Genomic DNA, 16,739 nt, shown 5'->3' with positions numbered 1-16,739 from the left:
CCTTCGTCAATTCAATTGGGCCAGAGCCTAAGTGCCACTTATGAAGACTGTCTAATCACTCTAACCAACCACATTATCGACCCGCTCTATCGGCTGTTTTTTATCGGGCGGCGCTCACTGATCCAGCCAATGAAACCGGCCATGATTGAATCCCTCGATAGCCTCTTCAACGCTTCCGATTGGACGTAAAACGCGATCAGTGGGATCGTCGCCACCTGCGCTTTTCGTGCGCCGTACGCATCTGCGTCAATACTCAATCCAAATTTCCCTTCGAGCAGGTGCCATCGTGGACATCAAACAACTCAAGTTCCTGATTGCGCTGGACGAAACCCGCCACTTCGGCCAGGCCGCCGCGCGCTGCCACATCACCCAGCCGACCCTGTCGATGCGCCTGCGCAATCTGGAAGACGAGCTGGATCTGGTGCTGGTCAATCGCGGCCAGCGCTTCGAAGGTTTCACCCAGGCCGGCGAACGCGTACTGGCCTGGGCCCGCACCCTGCTGGCCGCCCACGACGGGTTGTTCGCCGAAGCCGCTGCCTGTCGCGGGCAACTGGTCGGCAGCCTGCGTCTGGGGCTGGTGCCGCTGAGCAACTTCAATCCGGTCAATTACATTCAGGGGTTGTCCGGGATATTTCCCGAGCTGAAATACAGCCTGTCGTCCCTGAGTTCGGACGAGATCATCGAGGGTCTGGGCAACAACCAGCTGGACCTGGGCGTGTGTTATCTCGACCACGTCAACCCGAACTATTTCGAGTTTTTCGAGATCGGCGAGACCCGCGTCGGCCTGCTTTACGACACCCGTCACTTCCATTTCGAAGGCCCGGAGATGAGCTGGGAAGACGCCGCCGAACTGCCGCTGGGGATGATCACCACCGGCATGCATTACCGCAAATCCATCGACCTGAGTTTCCGCAGTCGCGGGTTGAATCCGCAGCCGATCATGGAAAGCGATTCGACCTATCAACTGCTGCAGGCGATTCACCAGGGTTTCTGCTGCTCGATCATGCCGCTGGACAGCGGTCTGGAAGAACCGATCGAACATCTGGCTTTCATCAACCTGCCGGATGCCAGCGTGCTCGCGCCGTTGGGGCTGGTGATGCGCAAGACTGAACCGCGCTCGGCGATTGCCGAGAAGTGTTTTGCCGAGGCGCGGAAGATGTTCGGGATCGAGGCGCCTGCCGTTTAACGCCTTCAGTGATCGACCAATCCAATCACTGCATCGGAACAAGCGATTGGACGCACTTTTCCCTGCCCCGTAGCCTGAACCCACTTCAGCGCTTCGGGGATTTTCAAGATGCTGTGCCAGGTTGAACCAACCATCGAAACGGGCGACGCCAACGCCCCCGCGCCACAACCGGCGCAGGTCGCTTATCGCGAATACCTCGGCGACGCGCCGCTGTCCCACGCGGCGCTGGCGGCGGAAATCGCACTGGCCATCAGCTACAACGGCTTGAACCAGGCGGTGATGATGGTCTCGCCCGGCAACATCGAAGACTTCATTCGCGGCTTCAGCCTGAGCAACGCCATCGTCGACAGCCTCGATGATATCCACGACATCCGTCTAACTCACTTTGACCAGGCCTGTCAGGCCGACGTGCAGATTTCCAGCCGCGCATTCTGGGCGCTGAAGGATCATCGCCGGCAAATGGCGGGCACCAGCGGTTGCGGGCTCTGCGGCGTAGAGGCCCTTGAACAGGCGCTGCCGCAACTGGAAATCCTGACGCCGACACCGTTGCCACCGGCAGCGCATTTCGACGGCATCCGCCAGCGCATCGAACAGGCTCAGCAACTGGCGCGCAGCAGCGGCGCCCTGCACGCGGCGTTGTACTTCGACGCCGCTGGCGAAGCGCTGCTGTGCCGCGAAGACATCGGCCGGCACAACGCCCTCGACAAGCTGATCGGCGCCCTGCAATTCGAAGGCCTTGATGCACGTCAGGGCTTCGTCGTGGTCACCAGCCGTTGCAGCCTCGAATTGATCCACAAAGCCGTGCGCGCCCGTCTTGGCACCCTCGTTAGCCTGTCCGCCCCCACCGCGCTGACCGTGCGCTGGGCACTCAAGCACCGCTTGAACCTGATCCACGTCCCACACCGCAACGCCCCCCGAATCTACAGCCCGATCCAGGAGCCAACCGCATGAGCAACACCCTCACTCACCTCGACGATCAGGGCCGCGCCAACATGGTCGACGTCAGCGACAAGGCCGCGACCCGCCGCGAAGCCACCGCGCAAGCCTGGGTGCAGATGCGTCCTGAAACCCTGCAAATGATCCAGTCCAACGGCCACCCCAAGGGCGACGTGTTCGCCGTGGCGCGGATCGCCGGGATTCAGGCGGCCAAGCGCACCCACGAGTTGATTCCGCTGTGTCATGCGCTGTTGCTCAGTTCGATCCACGTCGAACTCAAGGCCTGCGAACCGGACCGCGTGCAGATCACCAGCACTTGCCGCCTCACCGGCCAGACCGGCGTCGAACTCGAAGCCCTGACCGCCGCCAGCGTCGCCGCGCTGACGATCTACGACATGTGCAAAGCGGTGGACCGGGCGATGGTCATCGGCGACATCCGCCTGCTGAGTAAACAGGGCGGCCGCTCAGGGCACTTTCAATGGGAGAACCCGCAATGATCCTGATCAACTACTTCGCCAGCTACCGTGACCGGCTCAATCTGGGCGGTGAAAAGATTCCCGCCAGCAGCGCCCTTGCCTGTGTCGAGGATGTGCGGCAGATGCTGATGCAGCGCGGCGATATCTGGCGTGAAGTACTCGGTGCCGGCAACCTGATGTGTGCGGTGAACCAGGAGTTGTGTCAGCCGGATCAGGCCATCGAGGATTTCGACGAGATTGCGTTTTTCCCGCCGGTCACGGGAGGTTGAACCATGGGGGTTCGAGTCCAGCGTAAAGGCTTCGATGCCGGTCAATTGATTGCGGATCTGCATGCGCGCAATCCACGGGTGGGCGCGGTGGTGAATTTCATTGGTTATGTGCGGGATCTGAACGTCGGGCAGTCGGTGACGGAGCTGTTTCTGGAGCACTATCCGGGCATGACCGAGAAGGCTCTGGAGCAGATCGCCGAACAGGCCCGCGAACGCTGGCCGCTACTGGCGGTGGAGATCGTGCATCGGGTCGGCGCGCTGTCGGTAACCGAGCCGATCGTGTTTGTCGGCGTCAGCAGCAAGCACCGGCATGCGGCGTTCGAGGCCTGTGCGTTCATCATGGATGTGCTCAAGACCCGTGCGCCGTTCTGGAAGCGTGAGACCACGCCTGATGGTTCGCATTGGGTCGAGGCACGGGAGAGTGATCAGAATGCGGCGTTTCGCTGGAGTCTGGCGCATGCCTGACGGGGCACTGTCGGCTGCAACAAAAGCCTGATTAGATAGCGGCTCGCACCGATTGGACCGTGGAGCCGCACTTGAGCACAACGCCCCCCGAGGACTTGCCCCGCCCCCAGCCTGTCAGCCTGCGTCAGGCCTGGCCCTTTTGGCTCAAACTCGGCTGCATCGGCTTCGGCGGCCCCGCCGGGCAGATCGCGATCATGCATCAGGAACTGGTGGAGCGCCGGCGCTGGATTTCCGAGCGGCGCTTTCTGCATGCGCTCAACTACTGCATGTTGCTGCCCGGCCCCGAGGCCCAGCAACTGGCGACCTACATCGGCTGGCTGCTGCACCGAACCCGTGGCGGTGTGTTGGCGGGCGCATTGTTTGTGCTGCCTTCGCTGCTGATCCTGATTGCCCTGTCCTGGGTGTACATCGCGTTTGGCGACGTACCGGTGGTGGCCGGGGTGTTTTACGGGATCAAACCGGCGGTGACCGCGATTGTGTTGCACGCGGCCCATCGCATCGGCTCGCGAGCCTTGAAAAATGGGTGGTTGTGGGCAATTGCCGGAGCGGCATTCGTGGCGATCTTCGCCTTCAACGTGCCGTTTCCGCTGATCGTGCTCGGTGCGACAGTGATCGGCTATTTCGGCGGACGCTGGTCCCCACAGCGATTCAACAATGGCGGTCATCGTGGCAGCGAAAAGTCTTTCGGCCCGGCGCTGATCGATGACGACACCCCACCACCCGAACATGCGCGATTCAGTCTGCCGAGGCTGTGGCGTCTGGTACTGATCGGCGCGTTGCTGTGGTGCCTGCCGATGGCGCTGCTGACAGCATTGTTCGGCTGGGACGGCACCTTCACCCAGATGGGCTGGTTCTTCACCAAAGCGGCGCTGCTGACGTTCGGCGGCGCTTACGCCGTGCTGCCTTACGTGTATCAAGGCGCGGTCGGGCATTACGGCTGGCTGACCCCGACGCAGATGATCGACGGACTGGCCCTGGGCGAAACCACGCCGGGGCCACTGATCATGGTCGTGGCATTCGTCGGGTTCGTCGGCGCTTACGTGCAACCGACGTTCGGCCCGGAACATGCGTTTGCCGCCGGCGCACTGGCGGCGACGCTGGTGACCTGGTTCACCTTCCTGCCCTCGTTCCTGTTCATCCTTGCCGGCGGGCCGTTGGTGGAGTCGACGCACAACGAACTGAAGTTCACCGCACCGCTGACGGCGATCACCGCAGCCGTGGTCGGGGTAATCCTCAATCTCGCATGTTTCTTTGCTTACCACGTGTTCTGGCCCAAAGGTTTTGCCGCACAGCCAGATTTTTTTGCGCTGCTGCTCGCCCTCGCCGCCACCCTCGGGTTGTTTGTTTTCAAGCGTGGCGTGATCGAGGTGTTGATCGTTTGCGCCCTCGTCGGGCTGGGGTTTCATCTGTTGCGCTGAGCCGGTGGCTTGCCGCGCGCATCGGAATCAGGCGTTTACTTATCCCGGACTTCCCCCTTACTATCCAACCACACCGGCATGGCGGGACACTCCCGCCGCCGACGTTTTCCGCCAACGGAAACACGCGTCATGAGCACGTCACTACAACAATCAGAATCGTTGAACGTCTCTGCACTGTGCGCCCTCCTTCACAGGGGCTGCGCATGAATCGCATCGTCAATCTCCCCATGGCCCTGAGCCGTTCCAAGCTGCGCCACTCCGCACGCCCGCCGGATATCTGCCTGCCCGTCTGATCGCGCCGTTAAAAACCGCGACAGCTCCCCCCTCTTTTTCGATATCCCTGCCAGGACGCCCGCGCCTTTTGCCGAGCTGCGTCCGGACCGAATCTGCGCGCCTGTGCGGCGCCATCGTGAGTGATTGATTATGAAATTCGCAGCCATTGAAGACGCACGCAATTTTCTGGATCAGAACCCCGACATCGACATGATCGAGCTGTTCATCCTCGACGCCAACGGCGTGCCGCGCGGCAAACTGTTGCACCGCGAAGAACTGCTCGCCGTGTACGAAAGCGGTCGCCCGCTGCCGAGCACCATCCTCGGCCTGACCGTGCACGGCGAGGACGTGGAAAACTCCGGTCTGGTGTGGGACGTCGGCGACATCGACTGCCGCGCCTACCCGCTGGAAGGCAGTCTGGTGCGCCTGCCGTGGCGGCAGATTCCCACCGCTGCGGTGCAGGTCAGCATGCACCCGGAACAAGGCATGCCGGCGAGCATTGCCGATCCGCGTCACCTGCTGATCAAGGTCATCGACGCCCTCAAGGCCGAGGGTTATCACCCGGTGATGGCCTGCGAGCTGGAGTTCTATCTGCTCGACGCCAAACGCGATCACAACGGTCGCCCGCAACCGGCGCTGGATGCCGACGGCGGTCGACCGAGGCACACGCAGGTCTACGGTTTGCGTGAGCTGGAGCAGATCGAACCGTTCCTCGCCGACCTCTACAGCGCCTGCAAACTGCACGGTATTCCGTCGCGCACGGCGATCTCGGAATACGCGCCGGGCCAGGTGGAAATCACCCTCGAACACGGCGATGCGCTGGAGGCGATGGACCAGGCCGTGCGCTACAAACGGCTGGTCAAAGCCGTGGCGCACAAGCACGGCATGCAGGCAACGTTCATGGCCAAACCCTTCGATGATCTGGCGGGCACCGGCATGCACATGCACGTCAGCCTCGCCGATGCCGAGGGCCGCAATCTGTTTGCCTCCGAGGATCCGGCCGGCACGCCGCTGCTGCGTACCGCGATTGGCGGGATGCTCGCCTCGTTGCTCGATTCGCTGCTGCTGTTCTGCCCCAACGCTAACTCCTACCGTCGCTTCCAGGCCAACAGTTACGCGCCACTGGCGCCGACCTGGGGCGTCGACAACCGCACCGTCAGCCTGCGCGTGCCCGGCGGCCCGGCCAACACCCGGCACATCGAACACCGCATCTGCGGCGCTGATGCCAACCCGTATCTGGCGGCTGCGGCGATCCTCGCGGGCATTCATCGCGGCATAAAAGAAGACATCGATCCGGGCGAACCGGTGCAAGGCAATGGCTATGCGCAGGCGAAGGAATTGCTGCCGACCGACTGGCTGACTTCGCTCACGGCGCTGGAAAAATCGGCCTGGGCACGGGATGCGCTGGGGCAGGAATTTCTCGGTGTATATCTGGCAGTGAAACGTGCGGAATACCGGCAGTTCATGGCCGAAGTGGGTGAGCAGGACTGGCGCTGGTATTTGACCGAAGCCTGAACATTCCCCTCGGTCCACTGTGGGAGCTGGCTTGCCAGCGATGGGGTTGGCACATTCCACATCTCTGGTGACTGACACTCCGCTATCGCTGGCAAGCCAGCTCCCACAGGGATCGCGCTTGGCCTCCCGAATTTTGTGTGGAACTTAAAATGACTGAACGCAGCAATTCCTACTACACCGCCACCCTCAACCGCGACACCGACTACCCGACCCTGCAAGGCCGGCACAAGGTCGATGTGGTGATCATCGGCGGCGGTTTCACCGGCGTCGCCACCGCCGTCGAACTGGCCGAAAAAGGCCTGAAAGTCGCCATCGTCGAAAGCCACAAGATCGGCTGGGGCGCCACCGGGCGCAATGGCGGACAGGTGACCGGCAGCCTGTCCGGCGACGGCGCGATGCGCAAACAGATGCGCAACACCTTGGGCGATGAGGTCGACGACTTCATCTGGCACCTGCGCTGGCGCGGCCACGAAATCATCAAGCAGCGCGTCGAGAAATACGGCATCGAGTGCGACCTCAAGCACGGTCACCTGCACGCCGCCTACAAGCCGAGCCACATGGCCGGTTTACGCAGCGACTACGACGAAGCCGTACGCCGAGGCATGGGCGATGAAGTCAGCCTGCTCGACCGCAGCCAGGTGCGCGACCTGCTGCAAAGTGATCTTTATCACGGCGCGATCAAGAACACCCGCAACATGCATCTGCACCCGCTCAACCTGTGCATCGGTGAAGCACGGGCGGCGGAAAGCCTTGGCGCGCTGATCTTCGAAAACAGCGAAGTGCTGGAGATCATCCACGGCGACAGTCCGGGCGTTCGCACGGCCCATGGCCGGATCGACGCCAATCAGGTGCTGCTGGCCGGCGATGTCTACCACAAGCTCGAACCTGGCCAGCTCAAGGGCAAGATTTTCCCGGCCATGGGCGGCATCGTCACCACTGAACCGCTGGGGGATCTGGCCCGGCAGATCAACCCCGAAGACCTCGCCGTTTACGACTGCCGCTTCGTCCTCGACTACTACCGCCTCACCGCCGACGGCCGCCTGCTGTTCGGCGGCGGCGCCAACTACAGCGGCAAGGACTCACGGGACATCGCCGGCGAACTGCGGCCGTGCATCGAGCAGACCTTCCCGGCGCTCAAAGGGGTGAAGATCGACTACCAGTGGAGCTGCGCGATGGGCATCGTCATCAACCGCATTCCGCAACTGGGCAAGCTCTCGGACAACGTCTGGTATTGCCAGGGCTACTCCGGCCATGGCATCGCCACGACCCACATCATGGGCGAAATCATGAGCCGGGCGATCACCGGGCAAATGCAGCAGTTCGACACGTTTGCCGCGTGTTCGCACATTCGCGTGCCTATGGGAGATCTGCTGGGGAATCCGATGCTGGCGGCGGGCATGTGGTACTACCAGATGCTGGAAAAATTGCGCTGATCGCCTTTTGACTGCATGCCGGTTTATGCATTGAGTCGACTGGCCTCATCGCTGGCAAGCCAGCTCCCACAGGTTCGGAGTTGTACATAGATATCGCGTACATGGCGGACTTTGTGGGAGCTGGCTTGCCAGCGATGGGGCCATCAGCATCACCACAAAATCTCAATCCTGCAGTTGTTCGACCTCAATCCCCAACCGCCGATAATCCTCGGCACTGCCCGACGCCAGATGCCGCTCGGTAATCAACGTCTGCACCCGGCTGCACGGCGCCACCACAAACGGCTCCACTGCCCCCAACTTGTCGGCGGTGGTCACGGCAATCACCTGCGCCGCACTGTCGAACAACGCCTGTTTAACCGGCACCTCATCGAAATACAGCGAACTCAACCCCACCTCCGGATGAATCGCGCAAACCCCGGTAAACAACAGGTCAGCCTTGATGCTTTGCAGCAGTCGCACCGTCTCGTGGCCACTGACCGACATCGTCGCAAGATTCAGCTGTCCGCCCGCCAGAATCACCTTGATCCCCTTGTATTCAGCCAGAGTGATCGCCGTCATCGGTGACGTGGTCACGGCGGTGATCGAAATATCCGAGGGCAACGAACGGGCGATCTGCAACGTGGTGGTGCCGGAATCGAACAGCACGATCTGACCGTCCTTCACCCTTCCCGCCGCCAGCTGCGCAAGGCTGGTTTTCACCTCGTCGGTTTCACTGATCCGCGTGAAGTAATCCTTGCCGGTATCCTTCGGTCGCGGCAGCGCCCCGCCGTGCACCCGCTGCACCAGTCCGGCATTGTCCAGTTCCGCCAGATCGCGGCGGATCGTGTCTTCGGACACCGCAAAATGCTGGCTCAACTCGGACGCCATGACCTTGCCGTCACGTTCGAGGATCAGCAGGATTTTCTGCCGACGCAGGGAGGGAAGCTCGGAAGCGGAATGATCATGCATGGTTTTGCCTGTTTGTGCTTGTAGTTGCAGGTTTGGCGAGCCTAACCAATGCCTCTGCCAAACACAAACCGGCTGATATCAATTGTTTCGATCTTTGAAATCATGAAGCCGAATTTTTTCTTTGCTTTCAGCCTGTTCACAATGGCCCCACTTCAATAAGGCTCAGGATGAACAGCTCATGAATCTCAATTTTGCGTTTGCGTGCATGATCGTTGTGTCGTTTGCGATTGCGTTGGGGCACGCGTGATTTACGCGGACGTCGCCATCACGTAGTGAAGGATTTGCGGCGCACCTCTAATTGCCTTATCTAGAGTTTTCCTGTCGGCTGCCAGGCAGCCCAGGCTCACAATCACGTCACAACAGATCAATCTTCTTCGGGCGCGAAGAACTTGACGACAAACTCCCCGCCCCGCTCGTTCAACAAAATGATCCGAGAGCAATTCCAGCATCTGAGAAGCATGTCGGACTCTGCAAACAGCTTGTCGACGAGTTGATTGGCGGTCATTTGATTTCCATCCGGCAGATCAAGCGCATCCTCTGAAGCCACGAGAGATACACCCGTCCCACAAAACCAGTTTTTGTGAACCAGCTCATCACATTTGCACCGAACCCATGACCCCATGACCTACCTCAAGACACAAATAAGTGAACGACGCACAAATCAAACCTCTTCCCGCGCTCTACGCACCTGAACTAGCAACGCCGGTGCAAAGTGCAGCAGCACCATCCGCACCAGATGGTGAGTCAGGATAAACACCACGTTCAACCCGCCACCAAACGCCACGATGGCAATGGTCTCGATCGCCCCCGGCATGTAGGCCAGCCACAGCGACAACGCATCACTGCCCAGCAACCGCGCCGCCACTTCGGCAAACCCCGCCGCAATCAGGATCATCAAACCAACCGAGACCAGTGCCGTGCGGCCATGACGTCCCAGTTCCGCGAGTCCGAGGCCCTGGAAGCGTGAGCCGATCCGCACACCGAGAATCAACGCCGCCAGATTCAGGCTCCAGTCCGGCATGTGAAAACCGTGCAGCCATCCCGATTTCAGGAACACAGCGGTGAGGATGATTGCAGTCAACATGAACGGCGCCGGTACACCAATCGCCAGCAGCAATCGCCCGACCACGATGCTCGAAATAATCAGCGAGAACACGGTCAACGCCATGCCCGTGGACAGCGGATCGACCTCGGCCACCGCGACCGTTGCCTGACCGGGAATCAGCAAACTCACCAGCACCGTGATCAGCAGCAAACGCATCAGGTGCACGATGATGACTTTGCTCGAGGCCTGATGCGATTCCAGCAAATCAAACACCGCCGCCAACGCTCCCGGATAGACCGCCAGCAAGGCGTCGGTGCGATTCCACCCTGCACCGCGCGCCAGCCACCAGGCGGACAGCGCCACTTGTACTGTCAGGCACAGCAGCAACAGTCCAAGGCTTGGCAACATCGTCGAAACGGTCGCACTGTCCCAGGCCTCGAACATCAAGCCTGTGGCAATGCCGAGGGTGACCTGGATGTAACCCAGGCCATAGGGGGTTCTGGGTGCGAAGCCAAATTTGGTAGCAGCCAGTGCGGTGACAAGGATCGAGCCCAACAGCAACCCGTGGGGCACGCCCTCGAACTGCAACAGCGCGCCGAATCCGGCAGCAATTAACAAACACAGAATGGATTTCATGGTCGCCTTCCTGGCTATTCAAATGACGTCAGGCGCGCAACCGTCCAATCGCCCGCCGATACTTTTCGATCCGCTCCAGATCCTCCCAGCTCGGCGAGGCAATCCGCGACAGGTCGCTGTTCTCTTCCAGATCCGCCAGTTTCACCACCCGCCCGATCGGGTTCTGCGCCGCACGCTCGACGAAGTCCTCGTAGGATTCGCCCGGCACTTTGGTCACCGATTCGATAGCCGACAAAACCTCTTCGCTGAAGCCTTCCTTGCGCAAATCATCCAGGCTGATGCCGCAATCCTCGACCACATCGTGCAGCACCGCGACGATGCGTTCTTCCAGGCTGCTCATGCGCAGCATGACTTTCAGCGGATGCAAAATGTACGGCGCACCACCCTTGTCCACCTGCCCGGCGTGGGCCGTGGCGGCAATGGCGATGGCGCGTTCCAGAGTCTGAGTCATGGGCGTTTCCTCGGGTCAGACGCCATACCGGCCGCCAATATAGAAATGACGCTTGAACCAGCGCCCGATCGCCTGCAAACGCCCGGTCGGCTGCGCCGGCTCGGCGTAGCGCTGGAGAATCAGCGAGACCAGATCAGCCTGACTCTCCCCCGGATGCGCATCCAGCAACTCGGCCACCCAGGCACAATTGGCCTTCTTCAGATGCTCGCGCCACTCCCCGGGCCAGCCATCCAGCTCATCCAGCGCCAGCCACCGCGCACCGCCCTGCTCCACATGCCCGCCGCCAATCGATTGCTCGAAACAGAACGGCGTCGCCGGTCGTGACAGGTCGATGCTGAAGATGTAGATGTCCTGGCTTTTGTGCTGCGGCGTGGGGGCGTTGTTGCGATGGCCGATCTGAATCATGCGCGGTTCCGTCCGTGGGAGAGGCGTTACAACTTGTTTCGCAGTCTACGACGTGGTGCGGATGGGGGGAACCTTTGGTGATGAACCGGGTTGTGGCAAGTGAAAAGATTGACTGGGTGGTCCGGGGATTCCGTTTCAGGCGTCCACGAAAAAGGGACACCGTTGGGTGTCCCTTTTTGCGTATGGCGTTTGGTCAATCGATCAACGCTTCATGGCTTCGCACTGACGGCGCAGATCCTGATCACCGATGCCACTGCAATTGCCGTTTCCGGTTTTGGCCTCACAGAACCGGCGCTGGTCCTGATTATCGATACCGCTGCAATTGCCATGGCCGGTTTCTGCCTCGCACATCCTGCGTAAATCCTGACTGCCAATCCCGCTGCAATTACCACTGCCGGACTTGGCTTCGCAATAGCGGCGCTGATCCTGATCAGAGATCCCACTGCAGTTGCCGTGGCCGGTTTCTGCCTCGCACATCCTGCGCAAATCCTGATTGCCGATCCCGCTGCAATTGCCGCTGCCAGTCTTGGCTTCGCAATATCTGCGCTGATCCTGATCGTTGATACCGATGCAGCCAGCAAAAGCATGGCCAGCGAAGGCAAACATGAACAACATCGCAAGTATTTTCTTCATCACACGCTTCCTTGGCTTACCAGTGAGCAGACTGGCACTGGTTGACGCAATCACACCCAATCAACGCTTCATCGCTTCGCACTGATTACGCAGGTCCTGGCTGCCGATGCTGTTGCAACTGCCACCTCGGGTTTTCGCCTCACAGAAAAGACGCTGGTCGGTATCATTGATCGAGTTGCAGCTACCGCCTCCTGTTTCTGCATCGCACATCCTGCGCAGATTCGTATCGTTGATGCTGTTGCAACTGCCGCCACGGGTTTTGGCCTCGCAGTAACGACGTTGATCGCCGTCATTGATCGAGTTGCAGCTACCACTGCCTTTTTCCGCATCGCACATCCTGCGCAGGTCCGTATTGTTGATGTCGTTACAGCTGCCACTGCCGGACTTGGCCTCGCAATATCTGCGCTGATCCGGATCGTTGATATTCATGCAGCTCGCAAAGGCATGGCCGGCGAAGGCAAACATCAACAGCATCGCCAGTATTTTCTTCATCACACACTTCCTTGATCGACCAGGAAACAGCCTGGCACTGCTTGACGCAATCAAAACCAGATCAGCGCTTCATGGCCTCACACCGCGCTCGCAAATCATGATTGTCGATATTCCCGCAACTGCTGCCACCCGTCGTGGCATTGCAGTAGGCACGCTGGTCGTGGTCATCGATGTTGCCGCAGGAACTGCCACCCTGCTCCGCGTTGCACCGTGCACGCAGGTCATGATCATCGATGTTGCCGCAGCTGCTGCCGCTCTTTTTGGCATTGCAGTAGGCGCGCTGGTCATGGTCGTCGATGTTGCCGCAGGAACTGCCGCCCATCTCCGCGTTACACGCCGCCCGCAGATCGTGATTATCGATATTGCCGCAACTGCTACCGCTCTCCCTCGCATTGCAATAGGCGCGCTGATCGTGGTCATCAATGTTGCCGCAACTGGCAAAGCTGTAGCCGCTGAACATCAACAACATTGCGAGTAATAGTCTCATCACACACTTCCATGGTTGACCAGGAACCAGCCTGGCACTGCTTGAGCCGATGAATGAACGTCGCGACACGCCATCAAATTGACATCGGTTTTGTGGAAAGTTCCGGGGGTGGAATGTGTGGGGAATTTTTTGATCTGAAAACGCCGTAGGAAATTGCTCCGCGTGGTGAGGGGGCTTGTTCTTACGCGGCTGCGAAGCGGTTCCAAACCCGGCGAGTCATTTTCCCTTCGTAATCTGCAGCCCTTGAATTACGCCGGTTGCGCCGCCGAGCGAGAGCAAAACCTTTGGCCGCACGTGGTGATTTCCCGTCCTACAGGCTGATTGCGACGGTGGGGAGCGGTGCCTAGAGTGGGTCTGTCGCTGAACGAATTTGGCGATAGGGTTTCGCAGCCCTTAAGATTGACACCCTATTCCGTCTGGCACGGCCGACTCCCGGCTGCGCAAATTTTATGGCGGTTGTGCGTGGGAGACCTTCGGGTCTGCCGGGTCTTGGTGTTAATCCTCCGGTCTGCGAACCCGCGCATAGCTGCCACCCATTTTGTTTCGCAGCAGAACGGTGGCAATTCTTCTCAACAAAGGATTAACACCATGACAACACCGAAACTTATGCGCCATTGCGCGAACATGTCCCACCCGGCCACCGACCACCCGGTGCTGCTCATCGACGCCGACACCCCACTGCGCGACTTACACGCCTGCCTCAGCGAACGCCTGAATGCCGTCCTCAAATTTCTGGATCTCATGGCCTGCATTCACTTACCTGACCACGCCGAACACGACATCAACACCGTCACCACCATCGCCAGAATCATGGTGCAAGACGTAAGTGATGTGTTCCGAGTTATAGAGCAACGAGGGTTTGATGTTCCTGGGTAGAACATTTGAAGGTGACAGATTCACATAAATAAATCTGTCACCTTTTCTGTCACCTTTTCTCTCCAAATACCTGGATCTGATGGCCTGCATCCGCCTCCACGACCATGCCGAGCACGACATCTACACAGTAACCAACATCGCCAGAATCATGGTGCAAGATGTGAGTGATTTATTTAGGGTGATTGAGCGAAAGAAGCTTGAATAATTAAGGCAGCATTCTCCGGAGTATTGTTTTTGAGCCAATCCAAAATCTATTCGAAACCGTAATAAAGCCTATAACCACAAAACCTAAAAAACTGTCAATTCTGACAGGTGATTAGAATCTTGCACTTACTTATGCTTCTACACGACTCAAGCCGACAACAAGAGGCGTTAAAGATGGATTATTTCGCGACTCACACCGAAGTACACGGCTCCAGCTTATTGCTGGTCAGCTCCGTCATTGACGAAACCCAGCTCCCCACCGGAGTTGCAGCAATGTATGACAAGAGTCATATTGTATGCCCTGAAAATGTCAAACCTGGATGGTACTTCGACCCACAAAGCGGTCAGTATTTTTCTCCAGAGAAATATGAGGAGGTTAAAGACAACTACAAAGTCCCAACAATAGAACCAGGGTCTACAGGAATTAAGATAACGATTCCACCGTATCCTGACCCAAAGTAAGAGAACGTTGAAAGGAAATGGTTTAACACGCCATTTCCTATCTAATGGACTCTCGGCAAACAACGCCCTCAAAAATTCGCCGGCGTATTCGCACTGATAATCTCCGCCTCATCCGCCCCGATATTCCGGAACTTGTGCGGTAGCGTCGTCGGGAAGTAATACCCATCCCCCGCACTCAACACGCTCACCTGCCCGTCCACCGTCAACTCCACGGTGCCGCGTGTCACCAACCCACACTCTTCACCTTCCGCGTGAACGATCGGCTCTTCCCCGGAACTCGCGCCCGGCGCGTATTGCTCGCGCAGCAGGCGCATCTGGCGGCTGGGGACCGAGGCGCCGATGAGCAGCAGGCGCAGGCCGTGGCGGCCGAGGTCGGGTTGTTCGTTGGCGCGGAAGACGTATTGGTGTTCGCGGGGGGGCTGGTCGAAGGTGAAGAAGTCGGCCAGGGACATCGGGATGCCTTCGAGCAGCTTTTTCAGTGAGCTGACGGAAGGACTGACACGATTCTGTTCGATCAGGGAGATGGTGGCATTGGTCACGCCGCTACGCCGGGCCAGCTCGCGCTGGGAGAGTTTGTAGCTTTCGCGTACTAGTTTGAGTCGAGAACCCGTATCCATGACAGCCTTATGTGAGAACGACTTAAGGGTAATGGGGGTGGGTGGCGGGTGCCGCGCAAGGCGCGCGGATCACGTTGCTCCCGTGTCCCGGAACCGTGAAAGGCGGCTATTAAATCACGTTTGTCGGTGTTGCTCAGCAGGTTCGATGGACGGCACATGAAAAAGCCGGCAGCGCCCTTTTCGGGGGCGCTGCCGGCGAGGTAAATCAGATGCCGAAACGGTCGCGCAGCGAGTAATACACCGCGCCGAGGGCGGTCAGCGGGGCCGAGAAGGTACGGCCGCCGATCATCGGCATGTGTGGCAGCGAGGCGAAGGCATCGAAGCGTTCGGCGTCGCCACGGATCATTTCCGAGATCAGTTTGCCGGCCAGGTGCGAGCACGTGACGCCGTGGCCGCTGTAGCCCTGCATGTAGTAGGCGTTTTTCTCGATGCGGCCGAATTGCGGCATGCGGGACATGGTCAGCAGGAAGTTGCCGGTCCAGCGGTAGTCGATTTTAACGTCCTTGAGCTGCGGGAAGGTCTTGAGGATCTTCGGGCGGATCAGGGTTTCGATGTCGTCCGGTTCACGGGCGCCGTAGACCACGCCGCCGCCGTAGAGCAGACGGTTGTCGGCGGTGAGGCGGTAGTAGTCGAGCAGATAGTTGCAGTCTTCGACGCAATAGTTATTGGTGATCAGGCTGCGGGCCTGTTTCTCGGTCAACGGTTCGGTGACGCAAATCTGCGAGCCGCACGGCATGCTCTTGGCGGTCACGCGGTTGTCGAGGCCTTGCGGCAGGTAGGCGTTGCCGGCGATCAGCAGGTACTTGGCGCGGACCTGGCCTTTGGCGGTGCGCACGACGTTCGGCTCGCCGTACTTGATTTCCACCGCAGCGGACTGCTCGTAGATCTTGCCACCCAGACGCACGATGGCCGCAGCTTCACCGAGGGCCAGGTTCAGCGGATGGATGTGACCGCCCTGCATGTCCAGCAGGCCGCCGACGTAGGCGTCGGAGCCGACTTCGCGGCGGATGTCCGCAGCGTCGAGCATCTTCAGGTTTTTATTGCCGTAACGTTCCCAGCTGCGCTTTTGCTCGGCGAGGCCCTTGAGCTGCTTGTTGTTCATCGCCGCGAAAATGCCGCCCGGGCGGTAGTCGCACTTGATGTCGTATTCCTTGATGCGCGAACGGATGATGTCGGCGCCTTCGAAGATCATGCTGCCGAGGATTTCGGCGGTCTTGTCGCCGTAGCGCTCTTCGATCACGTCGACGTCGCGGCTGTAGGAGTTGACCAGTTGACCGCCGTTGCGACCGCTGGCGCCATAGCCGACTTTCGCCGCTTCCAGCACCGTCACCTTGTAGCCGGCTTCGCTCAGGAACAGCGCCGAGGACAGGCCGGTGTAGCCGGCGCCGATGATGCAGACATCGCACTCCACCGACTCTTCGAGGACCGGAAAATCGATCACTTCGTTGCGGGTGGCGGCGTAGTAGCTGTTCACGTGTTGTTGTTTCATTTTTTTATTCTCCGAGGGTCGCC

General features: G+C 59.5%; 20 protein-coding genes and 1 pseudogene. 11 read left to right on the top strand and 10 right to left on the bottom strand.

Going from position 1 to position 16,739, the window contains the following annotated elements; all coding sequences use genetic code 11:
* Positions 1 to 286 precede the first annotated feature (286 nt).
* From IF189_RS11060 to IF189_RS11025, 8 genes are all read left to right on the top strand, one after another.
* Entirely contained in the window at positions 287 to 1,186 is a 900-nt protein-coding gene (locus tag IF189_RS11060; RefSeq protein ID WP_085708636.1) for a LysR family transcriptional regulator, read from the top strand.
* 108 nt (positions 1,187 to 1,294) lie between these two features.
* Entirely contained in the window at positions 1,295 to 2,137 is an 843-nt protein-coding gene (gene fdhD / locus IF189_RS11055; RefSeq protein ID WP_192553279.1) for a formate dehydrogenase accessory sulfurtransferase FdhD, read from the top strand.
* A complete protein-coding gene (gene moaC, locus IF189_RS11050) occupies positions 2,134 to 2,619 on the top strand; it encodes a cyclic pyranopterin monophosphate synthase MoaC (RefSeq protein ID WP_039770876.1) in 486 nt (161 codons plus the stop codon). Before fdhD ends, moaC begins: the two co-directional genes overlap by 4 nt.
* A complete protein-coding gene (locus IF189_RS11045) occupies positions 2,616 to 2,867 on the top strand; it encodes a MoaD/ThiS family protein (protein ID WP_134827292.1) in 252 nt (83 codons plus the stop codon). The genes moaC and IF189_RS11045 overlap by 4 nt, the downstream gene beginning before the upstream one ends.
* 3 nt (positions 2,868 to 2,870) lie before the next feature.
* Positions 2,871 to 3,332 carry a molybdopterin synthase catalytic subunit MoaE gene (gene moaE, locus IF189_RS11040; protein ID WP_134827293.1) on the top strand — a complete coding sequence of 154 codons (462 nt, stop codon included), beginning with the start codon at positions 2,871 to 2,873 and terminating at the stop codon, positions 3,330 to 3,332.
* 71 nt (positions 3,333 to 3,403) lie between these two features.
* Positions 3,404 to 4,750, top strand: coding sequence for a chromate efflux transporter (gene chrA, locus IF189_RS11035; protein ID WP_192553278.1), 1,347 nt, complete (start codon positions 3,404 to 3,406; stop codon positions 4,748 to 4,750).
* 423 nt (positions 4,751 to 5,173) lie between these two features.
* Complete coding sequence (locus tag IF189_RS11030) at positions 5,174 to 6,538, top strand: glutamine synthetase family protein (RefSeq protein ID WP_134827295.1); 1,365 nt, start codon at positions 5,174 to 5,176, stop codon at positions 6,536 to 6,538.
* Between the two features lie 149 nt (positions 6,539 to 6,687).
* Complete coding sequence (locus tag IF189_RS11025) at positions 6,688 to 7,971, top strand: NAD(P)/FAD-dependent oxidoreductase (RefSeq protein WP_114882248.1); 1,284 nt, start codon at positions 6,688 to 6,690, stop codon at positions 7,969 to 7,971.
* Between the two features lie 162 nt (positions 7,972 to 8,133).
* Here IF189_RS11025 and IF189_RS11020 read toward each other — a convergent pair whose 3' ends face one another.
* The 8 genes from IF189_RS11020 to IF189_RS28845 form a co-directional block, all read right to left on the bottom strand.
* Positions 8,134 to 8,919 (bottom strand): DeoR/GlpR family DNA-binding transcription regulator, encoded by a 786-nt coding sequence (locus IF189_RS11020; protein WP_134827296.1) that lies wholly within the window; start codon positions 8,917 to 8,919, stop codon positions 8,134 to 8,136.
* A gap of 364 nt (positions 8,920 to 9,283) precedes the next feature.
* Positions 9,284 to 9,424, bottom strand: coding sequence for a hypothetical protein (locus IF189_RS11015; protein WP_167748769.1), 141 nt, complete (start codon positions 9,422 to 9,424; stop codon positions 9,284 to 9,286).
* 156 nt (positions 9,425 to 9,580) lie between these two features.
* On the bottom strand, positions 9,581 to 10,600 hold the full coding sequence (locus tag IF189_RS11010) for an AbrB family transcriptional regulator (protein WP_192553277.1): 1,020 nt from the start codon (positions 10,598 to 10,600) through the stop codon (positions 9,581 to 9,583).
* Between the two features lie 28 nt (positions 10,601 to 10,628).
* Positions 10,629 to 11,051, bottom strand: a complete 423-nt coding sequence (locus tag IF189_RS11005) for an HD domain-containing protein (RefSeq protein WP_085708646.1) — start codon at positions 11,049 to 11,051, stop codon at positions 10,629 to 10,631.
* Positions 11,052 to 11,066: 15 nt separating this feature from the next.
* On the bottom strand, positions 11,067 to 11,456 hold the full coding sequence (locus IF189_RS11000) for a hypothetical protein (RefSeq protein WP_134827299.1): 390 nt from the start codon (positions 11,454 to 11,456) through the stop codon (positions 11,067 to 11,069).
* A gap of 201 nt (positions 11,457 to 11,657) precedes the next feature.
* Complete coding sequence (locus tag IF189_RS10995; RefSeq protein WP_413038522.1) at positions 11,658 to 12,149, bottom strand: hypothetical protein; 492 nt, start codon at positions 12,147 to 12,149, stop codon at positions 11,658 to 11,660.
* A complete protein-coding gene (locus IF189_RS10990; RefSeq protein ID WP_413038526.1) occupies positions 12,150 to 12,518 on the bottom strand; it encodes a hypothetical protein in 369 nt (122 codons plus the stop codon).
* Between the two features lie 124 nt (positions 12,519 to 12,642).
* Positions 12,643 to 13,068, bottom strand: a complete 426-nt coding sequence (locus IF189_RS28845) for a hypothetical protein (RefSeq protein WP_179695544.1) — start codon at positions 13,066 to 13,068, stop codon at positions 12,643 to 12,645.
* A gap of 588 nt (positions 13,069 to 13,656) precedes the next feature.
* On the opposite strand from IF189_RS28845, the gene IF189_RS10980 reads away from it, so the two are divergent.
* The 3 genes and pseudogenes from IF189_RS10980 to IF189_RS10975 all read left to right on the top strand — a co-directional run bounded on the left by IF189_RS10980 (position 13,657) and on the right by IF189_RS10975 (position 14,610).
* Positions 13,657 to 13,944 carry a fructose-bisphosphate aldolase gene (locus tag IF189_RS10980; RefSeq protein WP_134827302.1) on the top strand — a complete coding sequence of 96 codons (288 nt, stop codon included), beginning with the start codon at positions 13,657 to 13,659 and terminating at the stop codon, positions 13,942 to 13,944.
* Positions 13,945 to 14,008: 64 nt separating this feature from the next.
* Positions 14,009 to 14,149 (top strand): annotated as a pseudogene (locus IF189_RS28840) (fructose-bisphosphate aldolase); the annotation flags it as partial.
* Positions 14,150 to 14,322: 173 nt separating this feature from the next.
* On the top strand, positions 14,323 to 14,610 hold the full coding sequence (locus tag IF189_RS10975; RefSeq protein WP_192553275.1) for a hypothetical protein: 288 nt from the start codon (positions 14,323 to 14,325) through the stop codon (positions 14,608 to 14,610).
* Positions 14,611 to 14,678: 68 nt separating this feature from the next.
* On the opposite strand, the gene IF189_RS10970 is transcribed toward IF189_RS10975, so the two are convergent.
* Both IF189_RS10970 and IF189_RS10965 read right to left on the bottom strand, forming a co-directional pair.
* Positions 14,679 to 15,227, bottom strand: a complete 549-nt coding sequence (locus IF189_RS10970) for a cupin domain-containing protein (protein WP_011333561.1) — start codon at positions 15,225 to 15,227, stop codon at positions 14,679 to 14,681.
* 205 nt (positions 15,228 to 15,432) lie between these two features.
* Positions 15,433 to 16,716 carry an NAD(P)/FAD-dependent oxidoreductase gene (locus tag IF189_RS10965; protein WP_085686396.1) on the bottom strand — a complete coding sequence of 428 codons (1,284 nt, stop codon included), beginning with the start codon at positions 16,714 to 16,716 and terminating at the stop codon, positions 15,433 to 15,435.
* Positions 16,717 to 16,739: the final 23 nt, after the last annotated feature.

The organism is Pseudomonas sp. IzPS59 (assembly GCF_014863505.1).
Classification (GTDB): domain Bacteria; phylum Pseudomonadota; class Gammaproteobacteria; order Pseudomonadales; family Pseudomonadaceae; genus Aquipseudomonas; species Aquipseudomonas kribbensis.
Note: the sequence above shows the minus strand (reverse complement) of the source record. Positions and strands in the feature narration are given on the sequence as shown.

What these genes read in the sequence shown, in the direction of transcription:
- fdhD (WP_192553279.1), top strand. Translation starts at nt 1,295, where the DNA reads ATGCTGTGCCAGGTTGAACCAACCATCGAAACGGGCGACGCCAACGCC.
- moaC (WP_039770876.1), top strand. Translation starts at nt 2,134, where the DNA reads ATGAGCAACACCCTCACTCACCTCGACGATCAGGGCCGCGCCAACATG.
- IF189_RS11045 (WP_134827292.1), top strand. Translation starts at nt 2,616, where the DNA reads ATGATCCTGATCAACTACTTCGCCAGCTACCGTGACCGGCTCAATCTG.
- moaE (WP_134827293.1), top strand. Translation starts at nt 2,871, where the DNA reads ATGGGGGTTCGAGTCCAGCGTAAAGGCTTCGATGCCGGTCAATTGATT.
- IF189_RS11030 (WP_134827295.1), top strand. Translation starts at nt 5,174, where the DNA reads ATGAAATTCGCAGCCATTGAAGACGCACGCAATTTTCTGGATCAGAAC.
- IF189_RS11025 (WP_114882248.1), top strand. Translation starts at nt 6,688, where the DNA reads ATGACTGAACGCAGCAATTCCTACTACACCGCCACCCTCAACCGCGAC.
- IF189_RS11020 (WP_134827296.1), bottom strand. Translation starts at nt 8,919, where the DNA reads ATGCATGATCATTCCGCTTCCGAGCTTCCCTCCCTGCGTCGGCAGAAA.
- IF189_RS11015 (WP_167748769.1), bottom strand. Translation starts at nt 9,424, where the DNA reads ATGACCGCCAATCAACTCGTCGACAAGCTGTTTGCAGAGTCCGACATG.
- IF189_RS11010 (WP_192553277.1), bottom strand. Translation starts at nt 10,600, where the DNA reads ATGAAATCCATTCTGTGTTTGTTAATTGCTGCCGGATTCGGCGCGCTG.
- IF189_RS11005 (WP_085708646.1), bottom strand. Translation starts at nt 11,051, where the DNA reads ATGACTCAGACTCTGGAACGCGCCATCGCCATTGCCGCCACGGCCCAC.
- IF189_RS11000 (WP_134827299.1), bottom strand. Translation starts at nt 11,456, where the DNA reads ATGATTCAGATCGGCCATCGCAACAACGCCCCCACGCCGCAGCACAAA.
- IF189_RS10990 (WP_413038526.1), bottom strand. Translation starts at nt 12,518, where the DNA reads ATGAATATCAACGATCCGGATCAGCGCAGATATTGCGAGGCCAAGTCC.
- IF189_RS28845 (WP_179695544.1), bottom strand. Translation starts at nt 13,068, where the DNA reads ATGAGACTATTACTCGCAATGTTGTTGATGTTCAGCGGCTACAGCTTT.
- IF189_RS10980 (WP_134827302.1), top strand. Translation starts at nt 13,657, where the DNA reads ATGACAACACCGAAACTTATGCGCCATTGCGCGAACATGTCCCACCCG.
- IF189_RS10975 (WP_192553275.1), top strand. Translation starts at nt 14,323, where the DNA reads ATGGATTATTTCGCGACTCACACCGAAGTACACGGCTCCAGCTTATTG.
- IF189_RS10970 (WP_011333561.1), bottom strand. Translation starts at nt 15,227, where the DNA reads ATGGATACGGGTTCTCGACTCAAACTAGTACGCGAAAGCTACAAACTC.
- IF189_RS10965 (WP_085686396.1), bottom strand. Translation starts at nt 16,716, where the DNA reads ATGAAACAACAACACGTGAACAGCTACTACGCCGCCACCCGCAACGAA.